Genomic DNA, 16,960 nt, shown 5'->3' with positions numbered 1-16,960 from the left:
GTGGGAGAGAGAAAAAATGAGCGAATATTTATCAATTCAACACATTCAAAAACAGTTTGATGCATTTACAGCGTTAAAAGATATTTCTTTTACTGTGAACAAAAATGAGTTTGTATGTTTATTAGGCCCAAGTGGTTGTGGGAAAACGACATTGCTTCGAATTTTAGCAGGTCTAGAAGAGGCAACAACAGGTAGTATAGCTGTGAATGGAAAAGATATTACAGCATTACCTCCTGGAAAGAGAAACTTCGGAATGGTGTTTCAATCGTATGCATTATTTCCGAATTTAACAGCACTTGAAAATATTGAATACGGCTTAAAGACAAAAAAATATGGAAAAGCAGAAGTAAAAGAGAAAGCGCTAGAGGCGTTAAAACTTGTAGATTTACTGAATGTAAAAGATAAATATCCTGCTCAAATGTCTGGTGGACAACAGCAGCGAGTGGCACTTGCACGTGCGCTCGCTCTGTCTCCAGATATTTTGTTACTTGATGAGCCGTTATCTGCTTTAGATGCGAAAGTACGTGAAAAGTTACGTAGAGAAATGCGTGATTTGCAAGAGAAAGTAGGAGTAACAACTATTATGGTCACGCATGATCAAGAAGAGGCATTAACGATGGCTGATAAAATTGTTGTAATGAATCATGCGGAAATTATGCAGATTGGAACACCAGAGGAGATTTATCAAAGACCAGCCAATCCGTTTGTGGCAGATTTTATTGGTTCTATTAATTTCTTTTCGAAAAATAACGAAGAGCATGCAATTCGTCCTGAACATGTAACAATTGTACAAAAGGACGGTATTAAAACAGTTGTGGAAAGTATGGAGTTTCGTGGATCTGTATATCGGACGGAAGTGCGAGTCGTAGAAGAAAACACACACCTTTATAATGAGAAAATTGTAGTGGATATATTAGCATCAGAAGTAGAAGTAGCTGATATTAGAAAAGGAAAGCCGATTCAAATCTCTTTCTCAGAAAATCATATGTTGTCATATGGAAAGAAGGTCATTGTATAGATGGAGATGTTAGAAAACTACAAGGTAGAAAGTGCGAAAAAAAAGATTAAGAGAAGTATAGGGAAAGAGGAATGGATCCAAAGGCTTGTAATTATCGGTATGATTTTTTCTTTCCTTATCATACTTGTATTACCACTATTACAACTATTTACACAAGCTTTTTATAATAAAGATGGAGTTTTCATTGGTTTAGCGAATTTCAGTAAATATTTCACAACACCGACTTTAGTTCAGTCTTTACAAAATACGGTATGGATTTCGGGCGCAACAACAATTATTTCAGTTTCAATTGCATTCGTTTACGCATATGCAATTGCCCGTACGAATGTTTTTGGAAAGCGTGTATTTCAGTATGTAGCGTTATTACCATTGTTTGCACCAACGATGATGCATGGTATAGCACTTACATATTTATTTGGTAATCAAGGGCTAGTAACGAAAGGAATGTTTGGGTTATTTGAAGGTATACAAATCCCTTTATATGGACCAGTAGGAATTGTAATAGCTGAAGTTATGTATACATTTCCGCAAGCCTTTCTCATATTACTAATTTCCTTTCAAGGATCCGATTATCGTTTATATGAAGCTTCTAATATGCTAGGGGCGAGTAAAACAAAACAATTTTTCACGGTTACTTTACCTAGTGTAAAGTACGGATTAATTAGTGCAATGTTTGTTGTGTTTACACTTAGTTTCACTGATTTTGGGGCACCAAAAATTGTTGGTGGACAATATAATGTGCTTGCTACTGACGTATACAAACAAGTAATTGGACAGCAAAATATGTCGATGGGTGCAACAGTTGGAATGATTTTATTAATCCCAGCTATATTCGCATTTGCAGTTGATCGTATTACGCAAAGAAAGCAGGCGAATTTCTTATCTTCAAAAGCAGTACCATACAGAATAATAGCTAATAAGAAAAGAGATGTAATTTCATTCATATATTGTAGTGTGATTACCCTTATGATCATTCTATTATTTGTTGCAGTTGGTATTGCTGCAAGTGTGAAAGTATGGCCATATAATATGAGTTTTACATTTGAGCATTTTAATTTTTCAAGTTTAACAGGAGATGGACTTGAAGCATTTAAAAATAGCGTAATTGTTTCAGCAGTTACAGCAGTTATTGGGGCGATTTTAACATTTGCATTCGCATATGCAATTGAGAAAATAGACCAGCTACAATTTTTCAGAAAAACAGGTTACTTTTTCTCTATAGTGCCGTTAGCGATACCAGGTTTAGTACTCGGATTAGGATATGTCTTTTTCTTTAGTCAACCAACGATTCAAATTCTTGGACTATCAGTAACGAATCCGTTTCATTCTTTATACGGAACAATCGCTGTATTAGTACTAGTAAATATCATTCATTTTTATTCTGTAACATTTGTCACGGCAACGACTGCCTTAAAGAAATTAGACCGAGAGTTTGAGCTTGTTTCGCAGTCGATGGGTATTCCGTTTTATAAAACATTCTTCCGAGTAACAGTACCAATGTGTTTACCAGCAATTTTAGAAATGGTAATGTACTACTTCGTAAATTCAATGGTAACTGTATCGGCAGTTGTATTCCTATATGCAGCTGATTTTAAACTAGCTGCCGTATCAATCGTAAATATGGATGATGCAGGAAATGTAGCGCCAGCAGCTGCAATGAGTGTACTTATTGTTGTTACAAATATTGTAGTGAGAGTTGTATATGAATGGGGAACGAAAGCACTTCGTAACCGAACTTCACAATGGCAAAAAAGATAAGTAAGAAGGGTGATGGACAGAATGAAAATTGAAGCAGTTATTTTTGATTGGGCAGGTACGACGGTTGATTACGGATGTTTTGCACCGCTAGAAGTATTCATGAAGATTTTTCAAAAACGCGGCGTTGAAATTACAGCAGAAGAAGCACGTAAGCCAATGGGATTATTAAAAATAGATCATGTAAGGGCACTAACAGAAATGCCTCGTATTGCGGATGAGTGGAAGCGTGTCTTCGGTCAATTACCAACAGAAGCAGACATTCATGAGATGTATGAAGAGTTTGAAGAAATTCTCTTTTCTATTTTACCAAGTTATGCTACGCCGATTGATGGGGTAAAAGAAGTAATCGCTTCTTTACGTGAGAGAGGCATTAAAATCGGTTCAACAACGGGCTATACGAGAGAAATGATGGGAATTGTAGCAAAGGAAGCAGCGTTACAAGGATATAAACCTGATTTTCTTGTTACGCCAGATGATGTTCCAGCAGGCCGTCCATATCCATGGATGTGCTATAAAAATGCAATGGAACTTGGTGTGTATCCGATGAACCATATGATAAAAGTAGGGGACACAGTATCAGATATGAAAGAAGGTAGAAATGCTGGAATGTGGACAGTTGGTGTAATTCTTGGAAGTAGTGAGCTTGGTTTAACGGAAGAGGAAGTGGAGAGTATGGATTCGGTAGAGCTTCGTGAAAAAATAGAAATAGTTCGTAATCGGTTTGTTGAAAATGGGGCTCATTTTACGATTGAAACGATGCAGGAGCTCGAAAACGTAATGGAACATATCGAGAAACAAGAACTTATTATTTCATAAAAGGGGCACGGGATCATGAATGAAAATCACTACTTATTATTAACACCAGGACCATTAACGACAACAAAATCAGTAAAAGAAGTTATGCTATACGATTGGTGTACGTGGGATGATGAATATAATACGATGGTGCAAGAAGTAAGAGCTAAACTTGTCTCGTTAGCGACGAAGGAAGAAGAGAAATATACAACAGTGTTAATGCAAGGAAGCGGTACGTTTTCAGTTGAAGCAGTAATTGGTTCTGTTATTCCGGCAAATGGGAAGCTTCTCGTTTGTACAAATGGTGCGTACGGTAAGCGAATTGTGCAAATGGCAGAGATGTTACAGATTGATGTAGTGATCAGTCAAACAGAAGAGTGGGAACCTACTAATATTGTAGAAGTAGAAAAGTTATTGCAAGAAGATAAAGAGATTACGCATATTGCAGTTGTTCATTGTGAAACAACGACAGGAATTATAAATCCAATTGTAGATGTATGTAAATTAGGACAACAGTATGGAAAGGTTACAATTGTTGATGCGATGAGTAGTTTCGGCGGGATTGAAATAGACATTGCTGATTTACAAATTGATTTTTTAATTAGTAGTGCAAATAAGTGTATTCAAGGGGTTCCTGGATTCGGATTTGTAATCGCAAAACGTGATGAATTATTGAAGTGTAAAGGGCAAGGACGCTCTTTATCTCTTGATTTATATGATCAGTGGGAAACGATGGAAAAACAAAATGGGAAATGGCGTTTTACTTCGCCTACACATGTTGTACATGCTTTTTATCAAGCGCTACTTGAGCTAGAAAAAGAAGGTGGAGTAAGAGCGCGTTACAATCGATATTACAACAATCAAAAACTACTAGTGAATAGAATGGGAGAAATCGGATTTAAGCCACTAGTAGATAAGAAATATCAATCTCCTATTATTACATCTTTCATTTATCCAAAAGAGGGGTTTGAGTTTCAACAGTTATATAACGAATTAAAGCGTTATGGATTTGTTATTTACCCTGGGAAAATTTCGAAAGTAGATACGTTCCGCATTGGAAATATCGGTGATGTACATGAAGAAGATATTAATCGCTTAGTTGATTGTATGGCTAAAGGAGCTGTTATTGGGTGAAAGTATTTTGCTTAGGTGGAGCAGGTAAAATTTGTCGTGAAGCTATTTTGGATTTAGTTCAATTTTCATCTTTTGAGACGATTACTGTAGCCGATTTTAACGAGGAAGAGGGCCGTAAAGTAGTAGAATGGCTCAACGATCCTCGTGTTGATTTTGTAAAAGTAGATGTAACGAATCACGAGGATACGGTTGCAAAAATGAAAGGTTATGACATTGTAATGGACGGTACGACGATAAAGCTAAACGGATTGTCGACTCGCTGTATTGCAGAAGCAGGCTGTCACGGTGTGAACTTAAATGGATTTGGTGAAGAAAATGAATCGCATGCTATATTTGTTCAAAATGAAAAAACATGTTTACCTGGATTTGGCATGACGCCAGGTGTAACGCAAATGATGGCAATGCATGCAGCAAATCAACTGGATACTGTAGAGTCCGTCCGTGTAAGTCACGGTTCGTATCGTCCGATTGCTTTTTCTGCTTCAATTACAGAGACAACGACATATGAATATGATCCACATTTATCATCGCGTATAGTGTATGAAGATGGTGAATTTAAGCAAGTACTTCCGTTTGCGCGTCCGAGAGAAATAGAATTGCCAGCGCCTTATGGTAAGGCAACACAGTATATCATTCCGCATTCTGAAACGATTACGTTAGCAAAGGCACTAGAAAATAAAGGTGTCAAACTGATAGAGACGAGAGGAACTTGGCCAAAGCAAAATATGCAACTTGTACGTGCTTTATATGATTACGGCATATTGCGTAATGATCAGATTGAAATAAACGGGAAAGAAATAGGAATTATGGATTGTATTTCGCAGTATTTATTGCAATCGAAAGAAGGTCAAGAAACAGAGCTTTATGGTTATGCACTTCATGTAGAAGTAATAGGTATGAAAAATAATGAGAAGCAAAGACATGTGTTATATCATACACATCCGTTATCTGATGGTTCTGTTGTAGGATGGGAAAAATTAAGAGCGTATACGAGAAACGTCGGTATTCCATTTGGGGTTGCTACAGAGTTAATTGCAAATGGAAATGTAAATAGGGTGGGTGTTGTTACGCCTGAAGAAGCCTTTGAAAATCCACAATTGATTTTTGATGAGCTAGCAAAGCGCGGTATTCATATTCATGAAGAAGTTTCTACTTATAAAGAAAATTATAACTTTGTATAAGTAAGGAAGTTTATAAGGGAGATATAAATGAGGTGAAGCTATGTCTGTAGTAGGAGAAGAAAGAAAGCGAACCATTCTTGAAAAGGTAGAATTTAAAGGGAAAGTAAAGGTCTCAGAATTAGCGAGAGAATTTGCTGTATCAACAGAAACGATTCGTCGATATTTAGAAGAATTAGATCGTGAAAAGAAGCTGAAAAAAGTGTATGGTGGAGCTGTTCAACTTCCAGGCGCTGGAGTAGAGGCACCAATGTTAGAAAGAGAAATGCTACATATAGAAGAGAAGAAAAGAATTGGTTATAAAGCAGCGACATTTGTAGAAGATGGTGATGTCATTGCAATTGATGATGGAAGTACACCGCTTCAGATGGTTCCATACCTTGTTCATCGTAAGAACTTAACAATTGTAACAAGTTCATTTCCAGTCGCAACACAATTAATTTCTTCTATTAATAAAAAGATGTTTCATGGTGAAGTTTTATTTATAGGTGGAAAAGTATCTCCAAAGCATTCGCGTGTATCAGGGTCTATTTCTCAGCAAGTCATACAGCAATTCCATTTTCATAAAGCGTTTGTTTCGATTGATGGGTTATTACCTAGTTTTGGAGTTTCCAGCTTTGAATTAGAGAAAGCGAAATTGTCAGAGGCGATGATGAAATTAGCTGAGAAAACATATATTTTATGTGATCATACGAAGGTAGGCGTGAAAGGGAATTATCGTATAGCAGCAATTTCGCGTATTCAACACGTAATTTGTGATAAAAAAATGCCATATAGCTTTGAAGAAGAACTTATGAAGCATAATATTCAGTGGACAGTTTGTTAAATACAGTGAAAGCACATAAACTCCCACCTAATTTTTAGGAGGGAGTTTTATTATCTGTAAATCGTAAAATAAAAGATTTGCAGTTATGCAAAAAGTGGACACATTTTCTCACCTCTTTCATATAATTTACCAATACAAAAAAAGTTGGTCGAAGGAAAGAAGGGAGAACATGTCAGAACGAATATATAATAAACTTGTATTGTACGCGAATATTTTGCAAAAAATAGGTGTCATCAATGAGAAGGAAAAAAGTGAAATTCTTCATACGATAGGTAAAAAAGCCCTTTGAATAAAGGGCTTTTTTATTTTGTACCTTTAAAAATATAAATTTAATGTAATATTCTCATTGACAATGATAATGAGATTCATTATCATTTATTTGTGATTAATTGATAAATGTTATCAATTGTGAAAATTATATATGATAGGGGATATTATTTTGAAAAAAAATTATATGAAGGCGCTAGTAGTAGCGACAACATTAGCGATTCCATTTGCTACGTACTCTACTCCAGCATTAGCGGCATTAAAAGTTGAAGCAAATCAATCGGTAGCAGCAGCGAGTGATCGCACGTATGATACTGAGATTAAAATATATAAGGACCAAAAAGATGAGCCATCTATGGTTTCTCAATATATAAAAGATCCTAAAGTAACGATTGCAGCTGGCAAAAAAATTGTCACTGTAACAATGCAAGATAGCGATTATTTTCAATATCTTAGAATAGAAGATAAAAACCAGCCTGGTGTATTTCATGATGTGAAGGTTTTGTCAGAAGATAAGAGGAAGAATGGAACGAAGGTAGTTCAATTTGAAATTGGCGAGTTTGAGAAGAAGCACAATATGCAAATGCATATACTTATTCCAGCTATTGGATATGATCACAAATATCAAGTTCAATTTGAAATTAAAGATCCAACTGTAGGTAACAAAGAAACAGAGAAACCAGATGATAACTCTAATTCAGGAAATACGGAAACGGATAATCCAGTTGATAATCAAAATATGATAACAGATAACAAATTAAGAGAGCTTGTTAATAAAAAAGTATTTAATAGAAAAGATTTAAATACACCAATTACGAAAGAAGATTTATTACAAGTAAAGGATTTGTTTTTAAATACAAATGAGATACTTGATTATAGTGCATTAAAATATATGCCAAATTTAAAATCTTTAACAGTTGCGAATGCGAAGATAAAGGATCCGTCGTTCTTTGCGAACTTAAAGCAATTAAATCATTTAGCTTTGCGTGGTAATGAATTTGCAGATGTAATGCCACTTGTTAAGATGGATAATTTAGAATCCCTTGATTTAAGTAATAATAAAATTACAAACGTTGCACCACTAACTGAAATGAAAAATGTAAAAAGTTTATTTCTATCAGGCAACCAAATAGAAGATGTAACAGCATTAGCGAAAATGGAACAACTAGATTACTTGAATTTAGCAAATAATAAAATTACGAACGTTGCTCCATTAAGCAATTTGAAAAATGTAACATACTTAACTTTAGCAGGTAATCAAATTGAAGATATTAAACCGCTTTATACGTTACCGTTAAAAGATTTAGTATTAACACGTAATAAAGTGAAAGATTTATCAGGCATTGATCAATTGAATCAATTACAAGAGCTATGGATAGGGAAAAATGAAATAACAGATGTTACTCCTCTAAGTAAGATGACACAGTTGAAAATTTTAAACTTACCCAACAACGAGTTAAAAGATATTACTCCATTATCAAGTTTAGTAAACTTACAAAAGCTTGATTTAGAAGCGAATTATATTTCAGACTTATCACCAGTTAGTAATTTAAAAAAATTAGTATTTCTAAGTTTTGTTGCAAATGAAATCCGTGATGTCCGACCAGTTATAGAACTAAGTAAGACGGCTTATATTAATGTCCAAAATCAAAAAGTATTTTTAGAGGAAACAGAAGTAAATAAAGAAGTAAAAGTACCTATATATGAAAAAGATGGTGAGATTTCTACGAAAATCCGTCTGAAGAGCGATAATGGTACGTATAGTAATGGTGTAGTGAAATGGAGTACACCAGGTGAGAAAGTATATGAATTTGGTGTGAAAGATCCATTCGCGGATACAGGAATCTTCTTTACAGGATCTGTTATTCAAAATGTAGTAGAAAGTAAAGACGGTAATACATCTAAAGAAGATGAGAAAACAGAAGTGGTAGAATTTAAAGATGTACCAAAGGGACATTGGTCAGAAGAAGCAATTAATTACTTAGCGAAAGAAAAATTATTTATAGGCTATGGAAATGGTGAATTTGGATTTGGTGATAACATTACTCGTGGACAAGTAGCACTTCTAATACAAAGATATTTAAAATTAGAAAATAATCTAGAACAAAAAACGGCATTTACAGATACGAAAGGAAATATGTATGAAACGGCTATTGATGCAGTGGTTCAAGCTGGAATTATGACAGGCTATGGAAATGGTATGTTCCGTCCGGATGGAGTATTAACTCGATATGAAATGTCAGTAGTACTACAAAGAGTATTTCAGTTAAAAGAAAATGAAAATAGTGCAGAGAATTTTAAAGATGTACCAAATGGCCATTGGGCGAAAGGATATGTGAAAGCTTTAGTGGATAATAAAATATCAAAAGGCGACGGGGAAGGGAATTTTTTAGGAGATAATTTCGTAACACGTGAACAATACGCACAGTTTTTGTATAATGCAATAAAGAAATAAAGTGAAACTTTATTCAGTGGGGGTTTTGTTCATTCCCCACTGATTAGTAGCCCTCACCAATCGGGCTGCCCGTTAATGCGGAATAAAAAATGAGGAAAATACGCTATTCTTTAATTAAAGAATAGCGTATTTTTTATGTGCAAAATGAAATAGGAAATAGATAGGAGTATAGACATATGAATAGCCTATTTTAAAGAAGAACCACGAAACTATATTGACAAAAAAGCGTTCTCATGTGATAATTCAATTAAATTTTTAGAATAATCAAAAAATATTCCTTTTACATAGAAAGGATTCGAACCTTATATGAATATTATGCCGGGGGTGACGAAATGTTATTTTTTCTGAAGAAATGGAATGAATTAAAAGATGTGAAATCTGAATTGGCACTTCGTGATTGGTTTTATGGTACCAAAATTAGCTTATCGCTATGTACGTCAAAAGAGCCGTTAACATTTTTAGTAAATGTTGAGGGAAGAGATAAAGGGCTATTTTCGGAAGAAGATTTTATTGTCGTAAATTGCATGTGCGAGTCAGTATTTGAAAATGAAGAAAAACCAGCTACAGAGTCATTTATGCATGCGGATATTTATAAAAAAAGTAGTGCAGGATGTATTTTACAAGTGCAGACTGTAGATAGTCATTTAATATCAGAGTTATATGGGGAAGAAGGAGAAGTAACGTTCGATAAACGCAGTGTGGAGCGTGTTTTCGGAAAAGAAGGTATAACAGAAATGACAATTCCAATTGTAGAAGATGAAAAAAAATTCGCTGATTTATTAGAAAGCAATGTTCCGAATTTCATTGAAGGTGGAGGAGTAGTTCTTGTTCATAATTACGGCATGATTGTGTGGGGAAAAACGCCAGAAGAAGCGAAAAAATGGCTAGAGGGTATAGAATATTTAATGAACTATCATGTAAAGTTATTAATGATTAAGGGTGCAAGGAGCTCTGTTATATAAAAATGGATGTGATATGGATACAAGTTAATAAATAAATGAAAGCGTTTTAAAAATAATTTCACTCATAAAATATAGGTCTCCTTATTATATATAGATTACATGTTGACATGTAAGGAGGAACATATTTTGCGAGTTAAATATCATTTTCTGCCAAAGCAGCAAGTAACATTTTGCAAGATAAATGATTCTGGTGAAGAGGCACTGCAAATGATGAACGAAACGGGATTTCGAGCCATCCCGGTATTAGCAGAAGATGAGAAGAAATTCACGGGGATTATTTATAAAGTAGATTTATTAGAAAAAAAATGCAATAGCGGATTAGAGCATGTAAGTGCAGGGGATATGCTTGATGATTCCAATGCATTTATTTTTGAAAAGGATTCATTCTTCAGAGCTTTTTATGTAATTCGTCGGCTTCCGTTTTTAGCCGTGCTAAATGATTATAATGAATTTGTCGGTATGTTAACGCATTCGAATATATTTGATGTTATTGAAGATTCATTTGGTATGCGAACAGGTGGTTATATATTAACAATTGCAACACAAGATTGTAAGGGAACGATTAAAGAGCTTGGGACATTGTTAAAAGCATATAATATCGGTGGCCTATTTACGTTAGATAACGGTGATCAATATATCCGCCGCGTTATTGTAAATATATCAGATGAGTTAGATGAAACAAGATTAAAGCAATTAATCGGAAAAATAGAGAAAAAAGGATTCAGAGTGAGTCATGTAGATTATATTTAAGTTAAAAAAAGTACCTATCTGTTATATATAGATAGGTACTTTTTTGTCCCGCCATTTGTGGGCAGTAAAATCCGAGCCTCAAAATTCAGCGCAAGTAAAGAAGTTAAGTGGGGGGACGGATTGCCCATAAAAGCCCAATTGGTGAGGGCTGATTATATGTGAGTAATGAACTTTATTTTGAAACAGGAGGCGGGGATAATGCTAGATCAGATAAGAAAATAAAGTCTGCATGCTCACGAATTTTAGGGATAGAAGTTTCAATAACGCGTGATGTAATTTCACCTGGAGGGCCCACATGCCCGATAGCTACCATAATAGGTTTTTCTTGAATTTTTTTGATGAGTAATTGGGCTTGTTTTGAAATATGTCCTGCTGTATACACATCATCAAAAAATAGTTGGTTTTCAATAATAGGAACTCCTAATTCTTTTCCGATTTTTGGGACGACACTATTAGGATTCGTTTTACTATCTAAGTAAAATAAACCGTGTTTTTTACAAGCAGCAAGTATAAGGCGAACAATTCTTTCATCCGCTGTTACTTTTGACCCCATATGATTGTTCATTCCAATTGCATGCGGTACTTCTTGAATCGCTTGTTCAAGTCGGTTGTTTATTTCTTCATCGCTTAAATCAGTTGTAATTGCTTTCGGCCCAAGCCATTCTTTTTTACCTTTTATAGGTTCCATTGGCATATGTATAATAACTTCATGGCCTTTCTTATGGGCAGCTATTGCATCTTCTTTTGTGGAAGGAAGAAAAGGCATAACAGCAACAGTGAGTGGAATGGGAAGTGATAACATTTGATTAGTCCCCTTCATATTATTTCCGAAATCATCAATGACAATAGCAACTTTATTCGTATGAGCATTTGCTTGAATAGGAAATAAGAAGGACGGTAAAAACAAAACAATGATGAGTAATGCAATCGTATATTTTCGCATATAAATATTTCCTTTCTATTGTTATCCCGCTATTTGTGGGGAGTAAGACTCCCACCTCAACATTGGGCTGGATAGGTGGGAGACCCACTGCCTATAAACGCCCGATTGGTGAATGCTAATAATCAGTGGGGGCTGAACAAAAAACACTGATTAAAGTTTCACTTTATCAATCATCATTATGTTTTGCTTTTTTATATAAATTAAACAAAAAATGTCGAAGAAAAGTAGATGGAAAATTAAGAATCCCCGGTTTACGTAGAATTTATAAAAAAACAAGATGAAAAAAATGTCTATTATTGCGAATGTATTTACAAAGATAGAATAATTTGTAATAATTCTCAAAGTGAGGGTAAAGATTTGTAAATTACAGGGAGAAAATGTTAAATTTTCTGATTCTTCAAATTTGCATATGATTAAGTAGTTAAAAAAGTCAATGGAGAAGTGAAGTTAAGAGCATGGAAGTATAATAAGGGGGATATGGATGTTTACTGTAAAAAGGAAGTACACATTAGAAAAGCTTTCACGTGATATTCATATGAAACGTGAAGAAATGATTCAACTAGGATTAACAAGTGGGCTAAATAGTAGGGAGACAATTCAAGTTAGTCAAGAATTGGACAAGCTTATTTTACAATATCAATGTTATAAAGAAAAACAAACACCGAAATGGTTTTCAATTATAAAAATACCTATTTTCCAAATCGGGTATGAAGGAAAATCAAATAATTTTTGGCGAATGCTTGTGGCTGGTTTTATGAAATAAGTATAATTACCCTTATAGGATAAGGATAATTATACTATGTGTAACGGAATTTCGATATGAACTGTTGTTCCTTCGTTTTCTGTACTGTCAATAAAAATATGCCCATTATACATCTCTACAATTCGTTTACATATGACAAGTCCAAGACCTGTTCCAGTATCTTTATTAGTAAAGAACGGATGAAAGAGGTGTTTTTGAATATGTTGCGGAATCCCTTTTCCAGTATCTATAATCTGCAATTGTGCGTGTGTTTCATTGTTTTTTACTACAATGGTTAGTGTATCACTAGAAGTCATGGCCTCAATTGCATTTTTTGTAATGTTTAAAACCACTTGTTTCATATGGTCTTTCGAACAACGGATATGAACAGGATGGTCTGGCAAATGTAAATGGAATACAATGTTATGTAAATTCGCCTCAGATTGAATAATTAATGCTACCTCATTTAGAATTGTTCTTACATCATACGTTTGTTCGATGATGGCGGTTGGCTTTCCGAGAATAAGAAATTCACTTACAATTTCATTGATTCGCTCTATTTCTTGTTCAATTACGGAAAAGTAGAACTGATCTTGCTCATCTTTATATTTCTCTTTTAATAGAGCGACGAGCCCTTTAATTCCAGTAAGAGGATTACGGATTTCGTGTGCTGTACTCGCTGCAAAAGTTCCAACTAATTCAATTTTCTGTAGTTCATTTTGTTGTCTTTCAAGTTTTGTTTGCCGTTTTAACAAAATATATTGAGCAAGTAAAAATAAAATAGACATTAAAAATAAAGTAGCTATACACTCTATTGTAATCCACTGGTATAAGGTTTTTTGATGAATAGGTAATGGAGAAACAGAGACCTTCCAATTTAATCTTTGGAGTGGGGTAGTAAGCATATTAGAATGCGTATCACTTGTGTCGTTATTATCATCGGTTAGAAAAACTACATCATGTTTATCAGTTACCTCAAAATGGTATTGTGGTTTAATGGCATTTAAAGAAGATGAAATGTAATCAAAGCGTAAACTAGCTAATAATAATCCTGAGAGCTCCTTCTGTTTATTAAATATGGGGGCAGCAATTATAATAGCTTTATGTCCAAGAACGCGATCAGTAATGACTGATGATACAGTGGTTTTTTTAGTTTGGAGCGCGTCTTGAATATATTTACGGTCTGAAACATCTATAGGCTTTGATTCATCTTCAGATGCGATTGTAATGACTCCTTCTGGTGTAGCGTAATATAGACCAGAAAAGCGTGCATCGTTTCCATCTGTATCATGTACAATTTGTTTAATGCCATTTATATTACCAGTCTCGGTGCCTACAACTTTTGCAAGCATGTCTAAAGCAGAAATTGCTTCACCAAGATGATGATCCAAATAATCTCTATATAAAAAGAGAACTGTATGAGCAGATAATTTGTTTTCCTGTTTCATTTTATATGTATGATACGAATAAAATGTAGCACCAATCCCTATTGTCGGTAGGATAACAAGCAATATATATACAATTATGCTTTGGAATTTGACTTTCAAATGTGGTACTCCTTCTTTTTTTATTATCATTATATATAAACTATGTTAAAATTGTCATGTTTTTATTCAAGAATGATTCTTAATATATTAGGGGAGAGGAAATGGATGAGTGAATGCTCATTCGGAATTCACATGAAGTATGAAGTGGCATTTTCTTTTTATTGCTGAGAATTTAAGTGAAGGGTTGAAAGTTGTATGACATCAAATAATGAACGAGAAGATATTTCTCAATCTTTAAAAGTATTTATTGCATTATCTCGTGTACATCGTTCTGTTATGGATACTACAAATAAATCTATACAAAGTAACGGATTAAATCCAACTGAATTTGCTGTATTAGAACTGCTATATCATAAAGGCGGTCAACCACTTCAGCAAATTGGTGAGCGTATTTTAATAGCTAGTGGCAGCATTACATATGTTGTAGATAAGCTGGAGAAAAAGGGATTAGTAAAGAGAATTCCATGTCCGAATGACAGACGTGTTATTTACGCGCAATTAACTGAGTCTGGCGAGAACTTTATTGCTTCTATTTTTCCGGGGCATGAGAAAGTTATACATCAGTCTTTTGAAATGTTAACGAAAGATGAAAAAGATGAATTACTTGATTTATTAAAAAAAATTGGGAAGTATGAAAAATAATATGTTCCAAAGGAGCTTTGGATAAATAAATCCAAGGCTTTTTTATTTGTAATGAACTCAGGGCAGTCACTGCCGAAATTTGTTGAAAATTAAGAGGGAATTCAAGAAGACGTATTGAATTATAATAAAGGTATGTAATGGAGAGGAGGCTCGTTCATGTCATTTAAAGACTATGAATATAAACGCCCAAATATTGAAGAGTTAAAAGAGAAATTTACTGTTGCTTTAGAGAAGTTTGATAACGCAAAAACTGTAGAAGAACAAAAACAAGTCATTCATTCAATTAATGAGATTCGCAACGATTTTGGTACAATGGGAAACCTTTGTTACATTCGCCATTCTGTTGATACGACGGATACTTTTTATAAGGAGGAGCAGGATTTCTTTGATGAATTCTCTCCAGTTGTACAAGGATATGGTACAAAATATTATAAGGCACTCATTAATTCTCCATTTCGTGAAGAATTAGAGGCGTATTATGGAAAACAATTATTTGCTCTAGCAGAATGTGATTTAAAAACATATTCAGATGAAGTCGTGAAAGATTTACAATTAGAAAATAAATTATCATCGCAATATACACAGTTATTAGCATCTGCAAAAATTGACTTTGCTGGAGAAGAAAGAACGTTATCGCAACTGATTCCGTTTATGCAAGGAAAAGAAAGAAGCGAACGTAAAGCAGCAAGTGAAGCATACTACGGATTTTTAGCTGGAAATGAGGAAGAACTAGATCGTATTTATGATGAGCTTGTTAAAGTGAGAACGAAAATCGCAAAATCTTTAGGTTTCAAAAACTTTGTTGAACTTGGATATGCAAGAATGTACCGTACAGATTATAATGCGGAGATGGTGGCTAATTACCGTCAGCAAGTGCTAGATTATATCGTTCCCGTTACAACGGAATTAAGAAAGCGACAACAAGCACGTATCGGTGTAGAGAAGTTAGCTTATTACGACGAAAACTTTGAGTTTGCTACAGGTAACCCAACTCCAAAAGGAGATGCGGATTGGATTGTTGATCATGGAAAGACAATGTATAAAGAGTTATCGGCTGAAACAGATGAATTTTTCAATTTCATGCTAGATAATGATTTATTAGATTTAGTTGCGAAAAAAGGAAAAGCTGGTGGCGGATATTGTACATATATTGAGAATTATAAAGCGCCATTTATTTTCTCAAACTTCAATGGAACATCTGGTGACATTGATGTATTAACACATGAAGCAGGTCATGCCTTCCAAGTATATGAAAGTCGTAAATTTGAAATTCCAGAATATAATTGGCCAACATATGAGGCGTGTGAAATCCACTCTATGAGTATGGAATTCTTTACATGGCCATGGATGAAGCTATTCTTTGAAGAAGATGCAGATAAATATTACTTCTCTCACTTAAGTTCAGCACTTCTGTTTTTACCTTATGGTGTATCTGTTGATGAATATCAACATTATGTATATGAAAATCCTGAAGCATCACCTGAAGAGCGTAAGACAGCATGGCGTAACATAGAGAAGAAATATTTACCACATCGTGATTATGAGGAGAATGATTATTTAGAGCGCGGTGGTTTTTGGCAACGTCAAGGGCATATTTATAGCTCACCGTTCTATTATATTGATTACACGCTTGCTCAAATTTGTGCGCTACAATTTTGGAAACGTGCAAGAGATAATAGACAAGAGGCGTGGGAAGATTATGTGAATCTGTGCCAACAAGGTGGAAGTAAATCGTTCTTAGAATTAGTAGAGGTTGCAAATTTAACATCACCATTTGCTGAAGGCTGTGTGAAAAGTGTTATTACAGAAATTGAAGCATGGTTACATGCGATTGACGACACAAAATTGTAAAAAACATGCGCTTTTTTCACATGTTTAACATCGACATAATGGGAAAATGATGAGATAATAAAAGAAAATTCAGAATACTGAAGGGGTGTTTC

Annotated in this window: 14 protein-coding genes; 12 read left to right on the top strand and 2 right to left on the bottom strand. The window is 34.5% G+C overall.

The window, feature by feature from the left end; genetic code table 11:
- Window positions 1–16: 16 nt before the first annotated feature.
- The 9 genes from HMAS_RS17540 to cbpA all read left to right on the top strand — a co-directional run bounded on the left by HMAS_RS17540 (window position 17) and on the right by cbpA (window position 11,143).
- Window positions 17–1,018 carry a putative 2-aminoethylphosphonate ABC transporter ATP-binding protein gene (locus HMAS_RS17540; RefSeq protein ID WP_000006190.1) on the top strand — a complete coding sequence of 334 codons (1,002 nt, stop codon included), beginning with the start codon at window positions 17–19 and terminating at the stop codon, window positions 1,016–1,018.
- Window positions 1,019–2,776, top strand: a complete 1,758-nt coding sequence (locus tag HMAS_RS17535) for a putative 2-aminoethylphosphonate ABC transporter permease subunit (protein ID WP_116344941.1) — start codon at window positions 1,019–1,021, stop codon at window positions 2,774–2,776.
- 21 nt (window positions 2,777–2,797) lie between these two features.
- Window positions 2,798–3,592, top strand: a complete 795-nt coding sequence (gene phnX / locus HMAS_RS17530) for a phosphonoacetaldehyde hydrolase (RefSeq protein WP_016122152.1) — start codon at window positions 2,798–2,800, stop codon at window positions 3,590–3,592.
- Window positions 3,593–3,607: 15 nt separating this feature from the next.
- The gene (gene phnW / locus HMAS_RS17525) at window positions 3,608–4,705 is read left to right on the top strand and encodes a 2-aminoethylphosphonate--pyruvate transaminase (RefSeq protein ID WP_001004775.1); all 1,098 of its coding nucleotides are present in this window, start codon (window positions 3,608–3,610) and stop codon (window positions 4,703–4,705) included.
- Complete coding sequence (locus tag HMAS_RS17520) at window positions 4,702–5,886, top strand: saccharopine dehydrogenase family protein (RefSeq protein WP_000862165.1); 1,185 nt, start codon at window positions 4,702–4,704, stop codon at window positions 5,884–5,886. The genes phnW and HMAS_RS17520 overlap by 4 nt, the downstream gene beginning before the upstream one ends.
- A 40-nt stretch (window positions 5,887–5,926) precedes the next feature.
- Window positions 5,927–6,709, top strand: coding sequence for a DeoR/GlpR family DNA-binding transcription regulator (locus HMAS_RS17515; protein WP_000117668.1), 783 nt, complete (start codon window positions 5,927–5,929; stop codon window positions 6,707–6,709).
- A 421-nt stretch (window positions 6,710–7,130) separates the two neighbouring features.
- A complete protein-coding gene (locus HMAS_RS17510; RefSeq protein WP_016122153.1) occupies window positions 7,131–9,431 on the top strand; it encodes an NEAT domain-containing leucine-rich repeat protein in 2,301 nt (766 codons plus the stop codon).
- 332 nt (window positions 9,432–9,763) lie between these two features.
- Window positions 9,764–10,393, top strand: coding sequence for a class II aldolase/adducin family protein (locus HMAS_RS17505; protein WP_116344940.1), 630 nt, complete (start codon window positions 9,764–9,766; stop codon window positions 10,391–10,393).
- A 126-nt stretch (window positions 10,394–10,519) separates the two neighbouring features.
- Window positions 10,520–11,143, top strand: coding sequence for a cyclic di-AMP binding protein CbpA (gene cbpA / locus HMAS_RS17500; RefSeq protein ID WP_001264208.1), 624 nt, complete (start codon window positions 10,520–10,522; stop codon window positions 11,141–11,143).
- A 172-nt stretch (window positions 11,144–11,315) separates the two neighbouring features.
- Here the strand turns inward: cbpA and HMAS_RS17495 are convergent, their stop codons facing one another.
- Entirely contained in the window at window positions 11,316–12,086 is a 771-nt protein-coding gene (locus HMAS_RS17495; RefSeq protein WP_001234119.1) for a divergent polysaccharide deacetylase family protein, read from the bottom strand.
- A gap of 481 nt (window positions 12,087–12,567) precedes the next feature.
- On the opposite strand from HMAS_RS17495, the gene HMAS_RS17490 reads away from it, so the two are divergent.
- Complete coding sequence (locus HMAS_RS17490) at window positions 12,568–12,849, top strand: aspartyl-phosphate phosphatase Spo0E family protein (protein WP_000495536.1); 282 nt, start codon at window positions 12,568–12,570, stop codon at window positions 12,847–12,849.
- Window positions 12,850–12,878: 29 nt separating this feature from the next.
- Here the strand turns inward: HMAS_RS17490 and HMAS_RS17485 are convergent, their stop codons facing one another.
- Window positions 12,879–14,375, bottom strand: coding sequence for a DUF3149 domain-containing protein (locus HMAS_RS17485; protein ID WP_116344939.1), 1,497 nt, complete (start codon window positions 14,373–14,375; stop codon window positions 12,879–12,881).
- 195 nt (window positions 14,376–14,570) lie between these two features.
- Here HMAS_RS17485 and HMAS_RS17480 point away from each other — a divergent pair, with 195 nt between their 5' ends.
- Complete coding sequence (locus HMAS_RS17480) at window positions 14,571–15,017, top strand: MarR family winged helix-turn-helix transcriptional regulator (RefSeq protein ID WP_000203336.1); 447 nt, start codon at window positions 14,571–14,573, stop codon at window positions 15,015–15,017.
- Window positions 15,018–15,173: 156 nt separating this feature from the next.
- Window positions 15,174–16,868: a M3 family oligoendopeptidase gene (locus tag HMAS_RS17475; protein WP_000008577.1), complete on the top strand. Its 1,695-nt coding sequence runs from the start codon at window positions 15,174–15,176 to the stop codon at window positions 16,866–16,868.
- Window positions 16,869–16,960: the final 92 nt, after the last annotated feature.

The sequence above is a fragment of the Bacillus sp. HMA207 genome (assembly GCF_003402455.1).
GTDB lineage: Bacteria > Bacillota > Bacilli > Bacillales > Bacillaceae_G > Bacillus_A > Bacillus_A cereus.
Note: the sequence above shows the minus strand (reverse complement) of the source record. Positions and strands in the feature narration are given on the sequence as shown.

What these genes read in the sequence shown, in the direction of transcription:
- HMAS_RS17540 (WP_000006190.1), top strand. Translation starts at nt 17, where the DNA reads ATGAGCGAATATTTATCAATTCAACACATTCAAAAACAGTTTGATGCA.
- HMAS_RS17535 (WP_116344941.1), top strand. Translation starts at nt 1,019, where the DNA reads ATGGAGATGTTAGAAAACTACAAGGTAGAAAGTGCGAAAAAAAAGATT.
- phnX (WP_016122152.1), top strand. Translation starts at nt 2,798, where the DNA reads ATGAAAATTGAAGCAGTTATTTTTGATTGGGCAGGTACGACGGTTGAT.
- phnW (WP_001004775.1), top strand. Translation starts at nt 3,608, where the DNA reads ATGAATGAAAATCACTACTTATTATTAACACCAGGACCATTAACGACA.
- HMAS_RS17515 (WP_000117668.1), top strand. Translation starts at nt 5,927, where the DNA reads ATGTCTGTAGTAGGAGAAGAAAGAAAGCGAACCATTCTTGAAAAGGTA.
- HMAS_RS17510 (WP_016122153.1), top strand. Translation starts at nt 7,131, where the DNA reads ATGATAGGGGATATTATTTTGAAAAAAAATTATATGAAGGCGCTAGTA.
- HMAS_RS17505 (WP_116344940.1), top strand. Translation starts at nt 9,764, where the DNA reads ATGTTATTTTTTCTGAAGAAATGGAATGAATTAAAAGATGTGAAATCT.
- HMAS_RS17495 (WP_001234119.1), bottom strand. Translation starts at nt 12,086, where the DNA reads ATGCGAAAATATACGATTGCATTACTCATCATTGTTTTGTTTTTACCG.
- HMAS_RS17490 (WP_000495536.1), top strand. Translation starts at nt 12,568, where the DNA reads ATGTTTACTGTAAAAAGGAAGTACACATTAGAAAAGCTTTCACGTGAT.
- HMAS_RS17480 (WP_000203336.1), top strand. Translation starts at nt 14,571, where the DNA reads ATGACATCAAATAATGAACGAGAAGATATTTCTCAATCTTTAAAAGTA.
- HMAS_RS17475 (WP_000008577.1), top strand. Translation starts at nt 15,174, where the DNA reads ATGTCATTTAAAGACTATGAATATAAACGCCCAAATATTGAAGAGTTA.